Annotated in this window: 12 protein-coding genes; 8 read left to right on the forward strand and 4 right to left on the reverse strand. The window is 70.6% G+C overall.

The window, feature by feature from the left end:
* Positions 1–29: 29 nt before the first annotated feature.
* The 3 genes from pgfA to AC07FK_RS05860 form a co-directional block, all read right to left on the reverse strand.
* Entirely contained in the window at positions 30–1,025 is a 996-nt protein-coding gene (gene pgfA / locus AC07FK_RS05850; RefSeq protein ID WP_479102913.1) for a cell envelope lipid trafficking protein PgfA, read from the reverse strand.
* A 14-nt stretch (positions 1,026–1,039) separates the two neighbouring features.
* Positions 1,040–1,177 carry an SPW_0924 family protein gene (locus AC07FK_RS05855; protein ID WP_479102915.1) on the reverse strand — a complete coding sequence of 46 codons (138 nt, stop codon included), beginning with the start codon at positions 1,175–1,177 and terminating at the stop codon, positions 1,040–1,042.
* Positions 1,178–1,351: 174 nt separating this feature from the next.
* A complete protein-coding gene (locus AC07FK_RS05860) occupies positions 1,352–3,163 on the reverse strand; it encodes a lytic transglycosylase domain-containing protein (RefSeq protein WP_479102917.1) in 1,812 nt (603 codons plus the stop codon).
* A 191-nt stretch (positions 3,164–3,354) separates the two neighbouring features.
* On the opposite strand from AC07FK_RS05860, the gene AC07FK_RS05865 reads away from it, so the two are divergent.
* Entirely contained in the window at positions 3,355–4,296 is a 942-nt protein-coding gene (locus tag AC07FK_RS05865; protein ID WP_479102919.1) for a DUF4184 family protein, read from the forward strand.
* 30 nt (positions 4,297–4,326) lie between these two features.
* Here the strand turns inward: AC07FK_RS05865 and polA are convergent, their stop codons facing one another.
* Complete coding sequence (polA, locus tag AC07FK_RS05870) at positions 4,327–6,987, reverse strand: DNA polymerase I (RefSeq protein ID WP_479103906.1); 2,661 nt, start codon at positions 6,985–6,987, stop codon at positions 4,327–4,329.
* Positions 6,988–7,156: 169 nt separating this feature from the next.
* Here polA and AC07FK_RS05875 point away from each other — a divergent pair, with 169 nt between their 5' ends.
* The 7 genes from AC07FK_RS05875 (at position 7,157) to AC07FK_RS05905 (ending at position 16,596) form a co-directional block, all read left to right on the forward strand.
* Positions 7,157–9,436, forward strand: coding sequence for an FdhF/YdeP family oxidoreductase (locus AC07FK_RS05875; RefSeq protein WP_479102921.1), 2,280 nt, complete (start codon positions 7,157–7,159; stop codon positions 9,434–9,436).
* Between the two features lie 50 nt (positions 9,437–9,486).
* Positions 9,487–9,957 carry a PaaI family thioesterase gene (locus AC07FK_RS05880; protein WP_479102923.1) on the forward strand — a complete coding sequence of 157 codons (471 nt, stop codon included), beginning with the start codon at positions 9,487–9,489 and terminating at the stop codon, positions 9,955–9,957.
* A gap of 664 nt (positions 9,958–10,621) precedes the next feature.
* The gene (locus AC07FK_RS05885; protein WP_479102925.1) at positions 10,622–11,518 is read left to right on the forward strand and encodes a trypsin-like serine protease; all 897 of its coding nucleotides are present in this window, start codon (positions 10,622–10,624) and stop codon (positions 11,516–11,518) included.
* A 50-nt stretch (positions 11,519–11,568) separates the two neighbouring features.
* Positions 11,569–11,970, forward strand: a complete 402-nt coding sequence (locus AC07FK_RS05890; RefSeq protein WP_479102927.1) for a hypothetical protein — start codon at positions 11,569–11,571, stop codon at positions 11,968–11,970.
* A gap of 588 nt (positions 11,971–12,558) precedes the next feature.
* Complete coding sequence (locus tag AC07FK_RS05895) at positions 12,559–13,791, forward strand: branched-chain amino acid ABC transporter substrate-binding protein (RefSeq protein WP_479102929.1); 1,233 nt, start codon at positions 12,559–12,561, stop codon at positions 13,789–13,791.
* Between the two features lie 133 nt (positions 13,792–13,924).
* Positions 13,925–14,857: a branched-chain amino acid ABC transporter permease gene (locus AC07FK_RS05900; RefSeq protein WP_479102931.1), complete on the forward strand. Its 933-nt coding sequence runs from the start codon at positions 13,925–13,927 to the stop codon at positions 14,855–14,857.
* Positions 14,858–14,862: 5 nt separating this feature from the next.
* A complete protein-coding gene (locus tag AC07FK_RS05905) occupies positions 14,863–16,596 on the forward strand; it encodes a branched-chain amino acid ABC transporter permease (RefSeq protein WP_479102933.1) in 1,734 nt (577 codons plus the stop codon).
* Position 16,597: the final 1 nt, after the last annotated feature.

Below are 16,597 nucleotides of genomic sequence, written 5' to 3' on the forward strand. Positions count from 1 at the left end.
GGCAGTGGTCGGGCGGTGTCGCCGACCGGTCAGGCGGTGGCCGGTTCCGGTCGTGGGGCTCCGTCGTCGGCAGGGTCACGCGGGCCGCGTCCCCGTGCCTCCAGGCAGAGGGCGAGCGCGAGCAGGGAGCCACCGAGGATCAGGAAGCCCCAGGGGAGGTACGACGTGAGCATGAGCACCGCCGTGCGGTTCTTCTTCACGAGCTCGACGGTGGAGTCGACGTAGTCCTCCCTCATCTTCACGTGACCGGCGAACGCGGTGACCTTGGCACGGCCGCCGAGCAGGCTGCCGCCGCGCAGCTCTTCCCGGTGGATCTCCTCGCCGTTCACGGGAGCACCCGTGACGGGGTCCACCCAGAACATCCGACGGGTGGTGTACCAGCGCGTCGTGCCGGTCTGCTTCTCCAGCTTCGTCGCGTCGATCCCCGGCATGGGCATCTTCTTCGGATACTTCACCTTGGTCCACGGGATGGTCTGCTCGAAGTAGTAGACGTCCATTCCGCGGAACGTCCGCTCGCCCCTGTAGTGGATCGGCGCGGATGTGCGGGTCTGCGCGTCGAAGTACGCGTAGTCGCGCCTTTCCGTGAGGAAGGGCCACTTGAACTCGATGCCCTCGCGCCTGACCCGGTCGCCGTCGACCGTCTCCCCGGTGGCGTGCACCGGGGCCTGGCTGTGCGCGTCGAAGATGTAGCGCTCGGGAATGGCCGAGACCATCGTGCCGTCGGGGCCCTGGACGTACGAGAGGGAGTCCCAGACGACCACGTCGCGGCCGGCGCTGCGCTCGATCTTCTCGGACTCCTCGACGTTGCCCTTGAGGGTCTGGACGATGGTGACCTTCTCGACCTTCTTCGCCTTCATGGAGCTGTACTCGAGAAGCGTCGCGGGCTTCGCCTCCAGCACCGTCTCCTGGTACTGGCCGGCCGGGATCTTGGCGAGGCGCGGGAATGCGTACCAGCGCAGCAGCGGTGAGAGGGCGGCGAAGAAGACCGCGAGGGCGAGGAGGACCAGGCTGGCTCTACGGCGCACGGCGGGAGGCCCCTCTACTTCTTCGGCCCGGGAACGGTGGTCAGCAGGGGCTTCGGCGAGGTCTCCCCCGGCGGGGAGCCGACGGCGGCGACGGCGAGGACGAGCGCGAGGGCGGCGGCCAGCCCGACGGCGGCGGCGACGAGAGCGCGCATGCTCTGCCTCCCGGAATCTGATGCTGCGTCAGATGGATGGGGCGGGGGCACCGTAGCAACGGAGCCGCGAGATGAGAACAGGTCGCACCGGCACGTACGCGCGGCCGCACACGCCGCCGCCCCACCCGGTCAGAGGTCCGGGCGGGGCGGCGGCAGGTGCCGGGAGTGCGGCGGTTACGCGGTGGGGCTCGGGGACGGCGAGTCCGACGGGTCCGCCGAGGGGCCGGTCGTCGGCGCGGTGGTGGCCGCCGTGACGGCCAGCTCGACGGTGAGGACGACGCCGTCGGCGGTCGTGAGACGCAGTGTGAACGTTCCCGCGTTGCCGTCGGCGTACAGTCCGGGCAGCTTCAGAAGGCCGTTGGCGTCGGTCTTCAGCGCGGTCAGCGTACGGACCGCCTTGCCGTCGGCATCCTTGAAGTACGGCCCCTTGTCGTTCGCGACGGGCTTCTCGGCGTCGCCCGTGACCAGCGTGGCGGTCACCCCGACACCCGCCGCCGCCTTGCCCTTGTACGTCGCCTTCACCTCTACCGGGTCGGCGAAAGCGCCGCCGGCCGGGGCCGTCAGCTCCTTGTCCGAGGTACGGACGAGCGCGTCGGACTGCGGCGCGGGCGCCGGCTTGGCCTTGACGGTGGCGGCGAAGTCGACGGCGGGTGCGGCGGAGCCGAGCGCCTTGGCGTGCACCATGAACCGGCCGGCGCGGCCGCCCGCGCCGAGCACGGGAGCGGTGGCGATGCCGTCGACGCCGCTGGTGACGACGACGATGGTCTCGGCGCCCGGGAAGCGCGCCGCCGTGTCGCCGGTGATCCGGAACTGGACCTTGGCGCCGGCCACAGTCCTGCCCGCGACGGTCTTTGCCCGTACGCGCAGCCGGTCCGAGAACTTCTCCCCCTCGGTGGCGGTCACGGTCGCGCTGCCGAGCCGCTCCAGGGCGGCGACGGGAGCCGGGGCCGGGGGCCGCGGCTTGGCCGGCGGGGTCGTCTCCGGCGGGGTGACGGGCGGCGTCTTCGGTGGCTTGGCCGGCGGCTTGGCGCCGCCGTCGCCCGGTTTGTCGTTCCCGGGGGGCTGCGGCTTCGACGGCGGGGTCGTCGCGGGCGGAGTCGTGGGTCGGCCGTCGCCGTTGCCGCGACCGCCGGCGTTCACGCCCGCGTTGCGGTGGCTGTCCGGTTCGCCGCTGTCCGGCAGGACTCCGAAGCCGTCCGGCACCTCGTGGTTTCCGCGCCGGTAGTAGTCGAACCACGACATGACCGTACGCAGGTACTCCCGCGAGCGGTTGTAGCCGAGGATCGCCTGGTCGAGGTCGCCCTGCACCGACAGGTCGCGGTCGTGGGCGCAGAGATAGCGTCCGGCGGCGAGCGCCGCGTCGAAGATGTTGTTGGGGTCCTTGCGGCCGTCGTCGTTGCCGTCCTGGCCCCAGGTCGCCCACGTGGACGGGATGAACTGCATCGGGCCGACCGCCCGGTCGTGCGTCGCGTCACCGTCGTAGGCGCCGTTGTCGGTGTCGGAGATGTTGGCGAAGCCGACGCCGTTGAGCTGCGGGCCGAGGATCGGCGTCAGCGTCGTGCCGTTGGCGTTGACCCGACCGCCGCGCGCCTGGCCCGACTCGACCTTGCCGATGGCGGCGAGCAGTTGCCACGGGAGGCGGCAGCCGGGCTGGGAGGCCCGTACGGCGTCCTCGGCCCGTCGGTAGGCGGCGAGGACGGTGGCGGGTATGCCGGCTTCCGCGGGGCCGGTCACCGTGGGCAGATTGATCGAAGTGCCCGGTTTGTTCGGCCTGTTGGGGGTGTTCAGGGGCGGCAGGTCTGTGAAGTACGGCGAATCGCCCGTCACCGGAGTACCGGAGGGGTCGATCGCCTCTGCGGCTCTCTCGTCGGCGGGCGTCATGGTGCTGCCCGGCGCCTGCGAGGCCGAGAGTGCTGCCACCACGAGCGCCGCCACCGTGGTGGCTGTAGCCCCCTTGCGCAGCCTGCGACCGAATTGCGCTGCCATACGTCTGGCCCCTCCCGTCATCGGCTGTCTCCGCGCTCCCCAGCGCGAGGACTCAGGCGACATTACGACACCTGGCGACGGCGGGACACCGGCCGCTGCCGTCTTATTGCCGCTTGTTCACAGAAATTCAACTCGGAACCGCAGACGGCATACTGATCGTCATCGACCACAAGCGGTCCAGGGGAGAGGTTTTGCCGTTCACACTGAGCCACGCGGCGGCGGTGCTGCCGGGCATCCGGCGCGACGGCACCGGGCGCGGGCCACTGCTCGCGTCGGCCCTCGTGGCCGGGTCGTTCGCGCCCGACATGACCTACTTCGCGGCCACCGCCGCCCCGGCCGCGATGCGTTTCGGGGACGTCACCCACTCCTTGGCGGGGCTCGTCACGGTCGACGTGCTCATCACGGCGGCCCTCGTCGGCCTGTGGCTGGTGATGCGGGAACCTCTGCTGGCACTGGTGCCACGGCACAGGCAGGCCCGCTTCCACGGCTTCGTACGCGGCCAGGACTGGCACGGTGCGCAACTCGCCTCGCTCGCCTGGCGGTTCTTCCTCTCGGCCGTCATCGGCAGCTGCACGCACGTCATCTGGGACAGTTTCACGCATGTCGACCGTTGGGGGATGAGGGTGTTCCCGGTGCTCGGCGAGGTCGTCGCCGGCTTCCCCGTGTACATGTACGCGCAGTACGGCGGCTCGGCGGTGGCCCTCGCGGTGATGGCGTGGTTCGCGGTCTGGGCGCTGCGGCGGCGGCCGGACGGCCCCGCCCCCGCGTCCGTGCCGCTGCTCTCCGCCCGCAGGAGGCGGGCCGCCTGGGGGCTGCTCGCGCTCTGCGTGCTGATCGGCGTGGCACACCGGGTCGCGCGGTGGTACGCCGCTCAGACCGTGGTCCTGAAGCCCCTCGACTTCGTCCCCACCGCGTGCTTCGGCGCCGGGGCGGGGCTCGCCGTGGGACTCGTGGTGTACGCCGTGGGGGTCCGGCTGTGGCTGCGCCGCGCGGCGCCGGGGGCCGCCGCCCACCCGACCGCTCCGCACCTCGCGGCACAAGGGGCCGACGCCGCCGCGGACGGCCGCCCGTCATCGCCGGACGGGCCTCACCTCCCCGTACGGGCGGGGCGGATCGGCCGGTCCGGCGACTGACGGCGCTCCCGGGGGAGCCGGCGGCCGGGGTCAGTGCGCGGCGGACTCCCAGTCGGTTCCCACGCCCACCGACACGTCCAGCGGGGCCCGCAGGTCGACGGCGCCCGCCATCTCGCGGCGGACGAGCTCCTCCACCCGCTCCCGCTCCCCCGGGGCCAGCTCCAGGACGATTTCGTCGTGGACCTGGAGCAGCATCCGGGTCCGCAGGCCCTCTTCGGTCAGCGCCCGGTCGACGTTCAGCATGGCGACCTTCACGATGTCGGCCGCGGTGCCCTGGATCGGTGCGTTCAGCGCCATGCGCTCGGCGGCCTCACGGCGCTGGCGGTTGTCGCTGTTGAGGTCCGGGAGGTAGCGGCGGCGGCCCAGCATCGTCGCCGTGTACCCGGTGGCCCGCGCCTCGTCGACGGCGCGCCGCAGGTAGTCGCGCACGCCGCCGAACCGCTCGAAGTACGTGTCCATCAGGGCCCGCGCCTCGCCCGCGTCGATGTTGAGCTGCTGCGAGAGGCCGAAGGCGGACAGCCCGTAGGCGAGTCCGTACGACATGGCCTTGATCTTGCGCCGCATCTCCGCGTCGACCGCGGACCGCTCCACGCCGAACACCTGGGAGGCGACGGTGGTGTGCAGGTCCTCGCCGGAGGTGAACGCCTCGATGAGACCCTCGTCCTCCGACAGGTGCGCCATGACCCGCAGCTCGATCTGGCTGTAGTCCGCGGTCATCAGCGACTCGAAGCCCTCGCCGACGACGAACCCGCGGCGGATGGCACGGCCCTCGTCCGTGCGCACCGGCACGTTCTGCAGGTTCGGGTCGGTGGAGGAGAGCCGGCCGGTCGCCGCGACCGTCTGGCTGAAGGTGGTGTGGATCCGGCCGTCGCCGGCGATCGTCTTGATCAGCCCCTCGACGGTGGACCGCAGCCGGGCCTGCTCACGGTGGCGCAGCATGATGACCGGCAGTTCGTGCTCGGTCTGGGCGGCCAGCCAGGCCAGCGCGTCCGCGTCCGTGGTGTAGCCGGTCTTGGTCTTCTTCGTCTTGGGGAGGTTCAGCTCGCCGAAGAAGACCTCCTGGAGCTGCTTGGGCGAGCCGAGGTTGAACTCGTGGCCGACGGACGCGTGCGCCTCCTTCACGGCCTGCTGCACCGCGCCGGCGAACTGCTGCTCCATCGCCTCCAGGTGCGGGCGGTCCGCGGAGATGCCGTACCGCTCCATCCGGGCCAGCAGCAGCGACGTGGGCAGTTCCACCTCGTGCAGCAGCTCGGTCGCGCCCACCTCCCGCAGCTTCGCGCCGAACGCGTCGCCGAGGTCGAGGACCGCGCGGGCCTGTGCCATCAGCGCGTCGGCCTCGGCCTGGTCGTCCTCGTCGGACCCGAAGGCCAGCTGCCCGTCGGCGGCGGCCGGGGCGAGCTCGCGGTGGAGGTACTCGACGGACAGGGCGTCCAGCGCGAACGACCGGCGGCCGGGCTTGACCAGGTAGGCGGCCAGCGCGGTGTCCATCGAGATGCCCTCGATGCGCCAGCCGTGCTCGGGGAAGACCCGCAGCGCGTCCTTGGCGTTGTGCATGACCTTCGGCCGGGCCGGGTCGGCGAGCCAGGCGGCGAAGGCCCGCTCGTCGGACTCGTCCAGCTCGGTCGTGTCGAACCAGGCCGCCTTGCCGTCGGCCGCGGCCAGCGCGACCTCGCTGACGTTGCCGACGCCCAGGGCCCAGCTCGCCACGGTGGACACGCCGAGCGGCTGTCCGGCGTTCTGCTCCAGCCAGGCCGCCACCTCACCGGCGCGCAGGACGGAGCCGTCCAGCTCCACCCCGGCGTCCGGGGCCGGGGCCTCTTCCTCCTCCGCGCCCGGGTCGACCGCGAGCAGCCGCTCCCGCAGGCTCGGGTTGCGGATCTCCAGGACCTCCAGGAAGCCCTTCAGCGCGGCCCTGTCGTACGGCGCGCGCTCCAGGTCCGCCACGGCCTTGGGCAGCTCCACGTCGCGCACCAGCTCGGTCAGGTGGCGGTTGAGCTTGACGGACTCCAGGTGGTCGCGCAGGGCCTGGCCGACCTTGCCCTTGATCTCGTCGGCGCGCTCGACCAGCTCCGAGAACGAGCCGAACTGGTTGATCCACTTCGTGGCGGTCTTCTCGCCCACGCCCGGGATGCCCGGCAGGTTGTCCGACGGGTCGCCGCGCAGGGCGGCGAAGTCCGGGTACTGCGACGGGGTCAGCCCGTACTTCTCCTGGACCTTCTCCGGCGTGAACCGGGTCAGCTCGGAGACGCCCTTGGTCGGGTACAGCACGGTCACGTGGTCGGAGACCAGCTGGAACGAGTCACGGTCGCCGGTGACGATCAGCACGTCGAAGCCGGCGGCCTCCGCCTGGGTGGCCAGGGTGGCGATGACGTCGTCGGCCTCGAAGCCGTCCACCGCGAAGCGCTCCGCGTTCATGGTGTCCAGCAGCTCGCCGATCAGCTCGACCTGCCCCTTGAACTCGTCCGGGGTCTTCGAACGGTTCGCCTTGTACTCCGGGAAGTCGGCCGAGCGCCACGTCTTGCGCGACACGTCGAAGGCCACCGCGAAATGCGTGGACGCCTCGTCACGGAGCGTGTTCGCCAGCATCGACGCGAAGCCGTAGACGGCATTCGTCGGCTGGCCGCTCGCGGTGGTGAAATTCTCCGCGGGCAGCGCGAAGAACGCTCGGTACGCCAGGGAGTGCCCGTCCATGAGGAGCAAGCGGGGACGGTTTTCTGCGGTCTTCTTCGATGCTGTCTCTGACACGCCCCCGATCCTAGGCCGCACCACTGACAATCCGGCCCGCGGCGTCGCACTGCCGGTGCCGCGTGACAGGATCGAAGGCGTACGTGACACCACCGCACGCTCAAAGGGGAGCGCCATGGCTGCCAAGCCGCCCACAGGTGACCCGGTCCAGGACGCGCCGCAGGTCGCGGCCCCCCAGCACGCCGCGGCCGGGCTCCCCGCCATCGGGCACACGCTGAAGATGGCGCAGCAGCAGATGGGCGTGCGCCGCACCGCGCGAACCCTCCTCAAGGTCAACCAGAAGGACGGCTTCGACTGCCCCGGCTGCGCCTGGCCGGAGGAGGACAAGCGGCACACCGCGGAGTTCTGCGAGAACGGCGCGAAGGCCGTCGCGGAGGAGGCGACGCTGCGCCGCGTCACCCCCGATTTCTTCGCCGCGCACCCCGTCGCCGACCTCGCCACCCGCAGCGGGTACTGGCTCGGGCAGCAGGGCCGCATCACCCAGCCCGTGTACCTGGCCGAGGGCGCCGACCGGTACGACGCGGTGACCTGGGAGCGCGCCTTCGAGATCATGGCGGAGGAGCTCAAGGCGCTCGCCTCCCCCGACGAGGCCGTCTTCTACACCTCGGGCCGCACCAGCAACGAAGCGGCGTTCCTGCTCCAGCTCTTCGCCCGCGAGTTCGGCACCAACAACCTGCCGGACTGCTCCAACATGTGCCACGAGTCCTCGGGCTCGGCCCTCACGCAGACCATCGGCATCGGCAAGGGCAGCGTCTCCCTGGAGGACCTGCACCAGGCCGACCTGATCATCGTCGCCGGGCAGAACCCGGGCACCAACCACCCGCGCATGCTCACCGCTCTGGAGAAGGCCAAGGCCGCCGGCGCGAAGATCATCTCGGTGAACCCGCTGCCCGAGGCCGGACTCGAGCGCTTCAAGAACCCGCAGACCCCACAGGGCATGATCAAGGGCGCCGCGCTCACCGACCTCTTCCTGCAGATCCGTCTCGGCGGCGACCAGGCCCTCTTCCGGCTGCTCAACAAGCTGATCATCGAAGCGGACGGCGCCGTCGACGCGGAGTTCGTACGGGAGCACACGCACGGGTACGAGGAGTTCGCCGCCGCGGCGCGCGGCGCGGACTGGGACGAGACCCTCGCAGCCACCGGCCTGGAGCGCGCGAAGATCGAGCAGGCCCTCGCCATGGTCCTCGCCTCGCGGCGCACCATCGTGTGCTGGGCCATGGGCCTGACCCAGCACAAGCACGCCGTCCCGACCATCCGCGAAGTCGTCAACTTCCTGCTGCTGCGCGGCAACATCGGCCGCCCCGGCGCCGGCGTGTGCCCCGTGCGCGGCCACTCCAACGTGCAGGGCGACCGCACGATGGGCATCTTCGAGCGCCCCGCCCCCGCGTTCCTCGACGCCCTCGACAAGGAATTCGGGATCACCTCGCCCCGCCACCACGGATTCGACGTCGTACGGTCCATCCAGGCGCTGCGCGACGGCGAGGCCAAGGTCTTCTTCGCCATGGGCGGCAACTTCGTCGGCGCGAGCCCCGACACCGACGTCACCGAGGCCGCGATGCGCCGGGCCCGCCTGACCGTCCACGTGTCGACGAAGCTCAACCGCTCGCACGCCGTCACCGGCGCCCGCGCCCTGATCCTGCCCACCCTCGGCCGCACCGACAAGGACGTACAGGCCGCCGGCAAGCAGTTCGTCACGGTCGAGGACTCCATGGGCATGGTGCACGCCTCACGCGGCAACCTCGCCCCCGCGAGCCCGCACCTGCTCTCCGAGCCTGCCATCGTCGCCCGGCTGGCCCGCGCGGTCCTCGGCCCCGGCTCGGCCACGCCGTGGGAGGACTTCGAGAAGGACTACGGCACGATCCGCGACCGGATCTCGCGCGTCGTCCCCGGCTTCGAGGACTTCAACGCACGGGTCGCCCGTCCCGGCGGCTTCACTCTGCCCCACGGCCCGCGCGACGCGCGCCGCTTCACCACCGACACCGGCAAGGCCAACTTCACCGCCGCCCCCGTCGAGTACCCCGAGCTGCCGAAGGGCCGGCTGCTGCTCCAGACGCTGCGCTCGCACGACCAGTACAACACCACGATCTACGGCCTCGACGACCGCTACCGGGGTATCCGGGGCGGCCGGCGCGTCGTCCTGGTCAACCCGGACGACGCCCGCGAACTGGGCCTCGCCGACGGGGACTACACCGATCTCGTCAGCGAGTGGAAGGACGGCGTCGAGCGGCGCGCCGCCGGTTTCCGCGTGGTGCACTATCCGACCGCGCGCGGCTGCGCCGCCGCCTACTACCCGGAGACCAACGTCCTGGTGCCGCTCGACGCCACCGCGGACACCAGCAACACCCCCGCGAGCAAGTCGGTCGTCGTACGTCTGGAACAATCGGCAACCGCCTAAGCGTTCGCTTAAGGACGATGGACACCGTACGACGATCGGAGCCGGGCCCCATGGGCGAGCAGACCGCAGGTGTGAAGTTCCCGCAAGAGGTCATCGACGAGTACGCCCAGCTGGGCGTCGACCTGCCCGCCCTCTTCTCCGCCGGGGACCTCGGCACCCGCATGGGGGTACGGATCGTCGAGGCGTCCGCCGAGCGCGTCGTGGGGACCATGCCCGTCGAGGGCAACACCCAGCCGTACGGCCTGCTGCACGGCGGGGCCTCCGCCGTGCTCGCCGAGACGCTCGGTTCCATCGGCTCGATGCTCCACGGCGGCGCGTCCAAGCTCGCCGTCGGCGTGGACCTCAACTGCACCCACCACCGGGGCGCCCGCAGCGGCCTGGTGACGGGTGTGGCCACCCCCGTCCACCGCGGGCGCTCCACCGCGACGTACGAGATCGTCATCACCGACGAGCAGGACAAGCGGGTCTGCACCGCCCGCCTCACCTGCCTGCTGCGCGACGCCCAGTCCGTCGGCGGCTGACCGGGCCTTCGGACCGGCGAGCCCGGACGGATCCACACGTCCGTCCGGGCCGCGGTGACGCAGCGTGCGGGCCCGACGGTCGATACCGCCACCAAAGCCGCGCAGACGCCCCTCCTCCAGGGAGCGACGGGCCCCGCCGCACGCCCCGCTCCGTCCCGCTTTCGCCACCCGCCACGGTCCGGCAGCAGCGCGCCCCGGATGTCCGGTTAGGGGGGTCCTGTCAGGCCCAGAACCGGCCTCGCGGAGCGCTTTCCGGCCACCGCTTCCTGTTCGATATACGTACCCGGTGTCCGGGAGAACGCCCCTTCGCCGGCACCCCCGCGACGCCTGCCGATCCGCCATCACGCCCGGCCGCGACCCGTGCGCCGAAGCCGCGGCCCGGCGGTACGGACATCACGCACGGTGACGATTCCGGTCGGCCGCAAGCTCGGCGGACACCCGCGCGCGCCGGCGCGGACAGCCGCCACGAGCAGGCTCCCCCACGGCTCAACGCCCCAGCAAGCGGCTCGCTCCAGCCGCGGCATGTCCGCTTCACTCACCCCTCCTCCCTCACGCGCTGTCAACTCCCCTTCATCACAGGACACTTGCCCCCCGGGCGGCGAACCGGTTCACTGTCGACCACCCCCACAGGAGGGCACCCGTCCGTCACACACAAGGGGTTCTCTTGACCGCAGTACGCATCACCGCAGCACGCACCGCCGCAGTCGCCACAGCCACCGCCGGGGCGTTCGCGCTCGTGCTGGCCGCGGCCCTGCCGTCCTCGGCGATCAACTCGCACAACGCGACGCCCGCACCCGAGCGCACCGAGGTCGGGGCACTCGTCGCCACCTGGGACGCCGACGCGAACCCGGCCACCCCGGACCGCGTCGACTGGGTCTGCTCCGGCACCATGATCGACGCCGACACCTTCCTCACGGCCGCGCACTGCACCACCGACTGGCCCGACAACGTGAAGTTCCACGTCTCCCTCGACCAGGACGTGCAGGCCGGACTCGACAGGGCCGCAGCCGAACACCCCTCGGACCCGGCAGCGGTGGCCCGCGCCGTGGCGGTCCAGGGAACAGCCCACAACCACCCCGCCTACCCGGGCCCCGCCTCCGACACCCACGACATCTCCGTCGTCGAACTGCCCGCCGCCCAGGTCAAGGCACGCTGGACCTTCAGCCCCGCCACGCTCCCCAAGGCCGGGGCCCTCGACGCCCTCGGCGCGCAGGGCCTCGACGACACGGACTTCACCGTCGCCGGTTACGGCACGCGGGAGGCGCAGCGCGGCCCCGGCGGCCACACCCACCCCGGCGGCGGCGTACGCATGAAGGCCCCCGTCACGTACAACGCGCTCAACAACGCCTGGCTGCGCCTGTCCATGACCGCACCCCAGGGCAACGGCGGTGCGTGCTACGGCGATTCGGGCGGTCCGAACTTCGCGACGCTCGGCGGCAAGCGGACTCTGGTCGCCACCACCGTCACCGGCGACACCCCCTGCTACGCCACCAACGTCACCTACCGGCTGGACACCGCCGGAGCCCGCGCCTTCCTCTCCCCCTTCACCAAGCTGCCGTAGGGCACGCTCGTCCTGTTGTGTCACGGATCGTGACGGCCTAGCGTTCCCCCATGGGGACGAAAGCACACGCGCGCGCCGGGTACGCCGCCTGTGCCCTCGTGGCCGCCATGGCCGTCGCGGGCTGCTCGGCCCCCCGTACGGCCGGGCAGCCCGCGCCGCCGAGCACCACCCCACCGGCGCCCCCGCCCCACGTGACCTGCACGAAGCTGGTGTCCTACTGGGCGGGCGAAACACTCAAGGGCGGCAAGTGGGCCGGGCTCGACTGGGAGCAGAAGGGGCTGTCGAACGAGCAGTACGCCATCCACGAGGAGGTCGTCGCGGCCGGTCGCGCCGAGGCCGCCCGGCGGGGGCGTGCGGCGGGCCTGCGGCTGATCGGCCGCCTGGCCGAAGAGGCGTGCAGGGCCGCGAACGGCGCGACGGGCAGCTCGGAGAACTGGCGCCCGCCCCGCTGAGCGGCGGGGGCCGCGGCAAGGCGCGAACGAGGCCGGCCGCCTCCCGCCCTTGCCCCCGAGCCGCTCCCGAAGCCGCTGGATTGCCAAGTCCCGCTTGGCGGAGGGTAGTTGTCCGGCGGACGCCTGAGGCGTCAAGCGCAGGTCAGCACGCCGGCCGCGCCGCCCGGTGAGCGGGCGCATCGCCTCCACGTAACGCTACGTAACATCGGGGCGGTCGAAATGCGGCGCCACGCGCTCGGCGCATCCCGTCCACCACCCCCGTGACAGCGTTACGGCCACCCTCCGCGGCTGACGGCAAGATCACCTCAAGCGCTGCTGCGGAACTGGGAATTCTCAGCATGCGGACTTTATTGTCGGTGAACTTTCAACCCATCTGTCCACACTGCCCCACCCAGCGTTGGCCTTGGCATAACAAGAGAGTCACATCCTGAGTTCACACCTCCACGACCCCTTCACCTGCGCCTAGAGTCACGGCCAGTCACCGCGCCGCCGGGCGCGTCTGCTGCACGGCCCCTGTATCGACCAGTACGGCCCGGCGATCGTCACGGCACCTCAGCAGAGGAGGCCGCGCCAGGGAAAGGACCTTTCGTGCGACACCGTTCTTTGCTCATACTCACCACAGCGCTCACGACCGGAGCACTCACGCTCACCGCTTGTGGGTCGCGCGACGACGCCAAGGGCGGCGACGACAGCAGCAAGAAGACCACCGTTGTCATCGGTGTCGACGTCCCGCTGACCGGTTCGCTGTCCGCTCTCGGCCAGGGCATCAAGAACTCGGTGGACCTCGCGGCCAAGACCGCGAACAAGAACAACGAGGTCCCGGGCGTCGAATTCAAGATCGAAGCCCTCGACGACCAGGCAGTTCCCGCCTCCGGCCAGGCCAACGCCACCAAACTCGTAGGCAACAAGGACGTCATCGGTGTCGTCGGCCCGCTGAACTCCGGCGTCGCCCAGTCGATGCAGAGCGTCTTCGAGAAGGCCAGCCTCGTCCAGGTCTCCCCGGCCAACACCAACCCGGCGCTCAGCCAGGGTGACAACTGGGGCAAGGGTGAGCTTAAGCGTCCGTTCAAGACGTACTTCCGCACCGCCGCCACGGACGTCGTCCAGGGCAAGTTCGCCGCGCAGTACCTCTACAACGACGCCAAGAAGCGCAAGGTCTACGTCGTCGACGACAAGCAGACCTACGGCGCCGGCCTCGCCGCGATCTTCTCCGCCGAATTCAAGCGGCTCGGCGGCAAGGTCGTCGGCACCGACCACGTCACGGTGAAGGAGACCGACTTCTCCAGCACCGCCGACAAGGTGAAGGCGTCGAAGGCCGACTCCGTCTACTTCGGTGGCCAGTACCCCGAGGGCGGCCTGCTCTCCGACCAGATCAAGAAGACCGGCGCCAAGATCCCCACCATGGGCGGCGACGGCATCTACGACCCCGCGTTCATCAGCGCCTCCGGCGTGGCGAACGACGGTGACTTCGCGACCTCGATCGGCTACCCGGTCGAGAAGCTCCCGACGGCGAAGAAGTTCATCGCCGACTACGAGGCCGAGAAGTACGACGACCCGTACGCGGCCTACGGCGGCTACTCGTACGACGCCGGCTGGGCCGTCGTCCAGGCCGTCAAGGCCGTCGTCGCGGAGAACGACGGCAAGCTGCCGGCGGACGCCCGCGCCAAGGTCGTCGAGGCCATGTCGAAGGTCTCGTTCGACGGTGTGACCGGCAAGGTCGCCTTCGACCAGTACGGCGACACCACGAACAAGCAGCTCACCGTCTACAAGGTCGAGGGCAAGGTCTGGAAGGACGTCAAGTCCGCCACCTTCAAGGACTGATTCACCCCGGTCCCCGCTCGACCCGCACCACCTGCCTGACCCGCTTCACCCGATCCTTCTGATCGAACCGCGCGAGGGCGCAACAGCGCCCTCGCGCGGTGTCATATCCGACAAGCTCATCGGAGGCCCTGCGGTGCACGAACTGCCGCAACAGCTGGCCAACGGCCTTGCACTCGGCGCCCTTTATGGCTTGATAGCCATCGGGTACACCATGGTGTACGGCATCGTCCAGCTCATCAACTTCGCCCACGGCGAGATCTTCATGATCGGGGGCTTCGGCGCCCTCACCGCGTACCTCGTGCTCCCCAGCGGGACAACGCTCCTCGTGGCCATCCCGGTCATGATCGTCGGTGGCGCCATCGCCTCCGTCGCCGTAGCGACCGCAGCGGAACGATTCGCCTACCGCCCCCTGCGCGGCGCCCCCAGGCTCGCTCCGCTCATCACCGCAATCGGCCTCTCGATCGTTCTCCAGCAGCTTGTCTGGGGCTTCTACCCCGACGCGAAGAAGCCGCGCAGCTTCCCGGAGTTCCAGGGCGAGTCGTTCAAGATCTTCGACAACCTGTACCTCCAGCGGGCCGACGCCTTCGTCCTCGTCCTCGCCCCCCTGTGCATGCTCGCCCTCGGCCTCTTCGTCGCCAAGAGCCGCAGCGGCCGCGCCATGCAGGCCACCGCGCAGGACCCCGACACGGCGAAGCTGATGGGCATCAACACCGACCGCATCATCGTCATGGCCTTCGCCATCGGTGCCGCGTTCGCCGCCGTCGGAGCCGTCGCGTACGGCCTCGACAAGGGCCAGATCAACTTCGAAATGGGCTTCATCCTCGGACTCAAGGCCTTCACCGCCGCCGTCCTGGGCGGCATCGGCAACATCTACGGAGCCATGGTCGGCGGAGTCGTCCTCGGCCTCGCGGAAGCCCTGTCGATCGCCTACATCGAAGAGATACCCGGGATGCAGCAGCTCGGCGGTGGCGCTTGGGCCAACGTCTGGGCATTCGTACTTCTCATCGTCGTGCTCCTCGTCAGGCCACAGGGCCTGCTCGGCGAGCGCGTCGCGGATCGGGCGTGAGAGCCATGACAACCGACACCACGACAGCCAAGACGGCCCCCGCCGACACCGGCGCCCGGGCCGACCTCTTCCGCTGGATCATCGCCGCGGGCGGCCTCGCCACCGTCGCCAGCACCTTCATGGCCTGGACCTACACCGACGAGTTCCCCGGCGACCTCACGGTCAACGGATACCCCGGCGGCCTCCAGGTCCTCACCCTCGTCGCAGGCCTCCTCACCACCCTGTACGCCCTGGCCGCACAGGACTTCAAGGGCCTGCGCTGGCTCGCGCCCACCGGCACGACCAAAGCCCTGCGCCTCTTCGCGCTCGGCGCGTTCGGCACCACCTGGTTCACGGTCGTCGCCATCGCCGTCGAACTCGGCGGCGTCGTCCACCTCGAGCCGGGCGGCTTCGTCGCCGCCGTGGCCTCCGTCATCCCCGTCGCCGCCGCCTTCCAGCTGCCCGACGACACCCGCAAGGCCCGGCGCCCCAAGGAACTCCCCTCCTGGGCCGAAATCCTGATCATCGTCGCCGCCTTCGCGATCGGCCTGTTCGTCGTCACCTACGGCATCGACACCGAGTACGCCGAACTGTTCACCGGCTACATGATCACCGCCGGGTTCGCCATCGCCGCCCTCTTCAAAGCCGGCCTCATGGCGCGCCTGTCGGCGCTCACCGCCAAGTACCGGTCGATCGCCGTCGCAGCCGCCTTCGTCGCCGCAGCGGCCTTCCCCTTCACCCAGAACACCGACCAGTTCACCCTGATCGCGGTCAACATCCTCATCTTCGCGACCGTCGCACTCGGCCTGAACATCGTCGTCGGCCTCGCCGGACTCCTCGACCTCGGATACGTCGCCTTCCTCGGCGTCGGCGCCTACACCGCCGCTCTCGTCTCGGGCACCACCGCATCCGCGTTCGACGTCCAGTTCCCCTTCTGGGCATCCGTCCTCCTCGGCGGCGCCGTCTCCCTGGTCTTCGGCGTCGTCATCGGCGCCCCGACCCTGCGGCTGCGCGGCGACTACCTCGCCATCGTGACCCTCGGCTTCGGCGAGATCTTCCGCATCACCGTCGGCAACCTCGACGGCGTGTCCGGACCGCAGGTCACCAACGGCCCCAACGGCGTACCGAACGTCCCCGACCTGAACTTCTTCGGATACGACTTCGGTGAATCCCACACCATCGCCGGCTTCGAACTCGGGTCGTACGCCAACTACTACCTGCTGATGCTGCTCGCGATGATCCTCGTGGTCCTCGTCTTCAGCCGCGCCGGCAGCTCCCGCATCGGCCGCGCCTGGGTCGCCATCCGCGAGGACGAGACCGCCGCCACCGCCATGGGCATCAACGGCTTCCGCGTCAAGCTCATCGCCTTCGCCCTCGGCGCCACGCTCGCCGGCCTCGCCGGCACCGTCCAGGCACACGTCCAGAGCACCGTGGTCCCCGAGATGTACGTCTTCGCCGGACCCGTACCGCCGAACTCCGCCTTCCTCCTCGCCGCGGTCATCCTCGGCGGCATGGGAACCATCAGCGGACCCCTCATCGGCGCCACGCTCCTCTACATGATCCCCGCCAAGCTGCAGTTCCTCCAGGACTACCAGCTGCTGGGCTTCGGCATCGCGCTGATCTTCCTCATGCGCTTCCGCCCCGAGGGCCTCATCGCCAACCGGCGCGCCCAGCTCGAGTACCACGAGACCGACCAACTCGACGTCCCGGAAAAGGGCCTGCCCGACTCCGGCGTCGGCATCACGAAGGCGGGGGCGTGAA

The sequence above is a fragment of the Streptomyces sp. NPDC046122 genome (assembly GCF_056429965.1).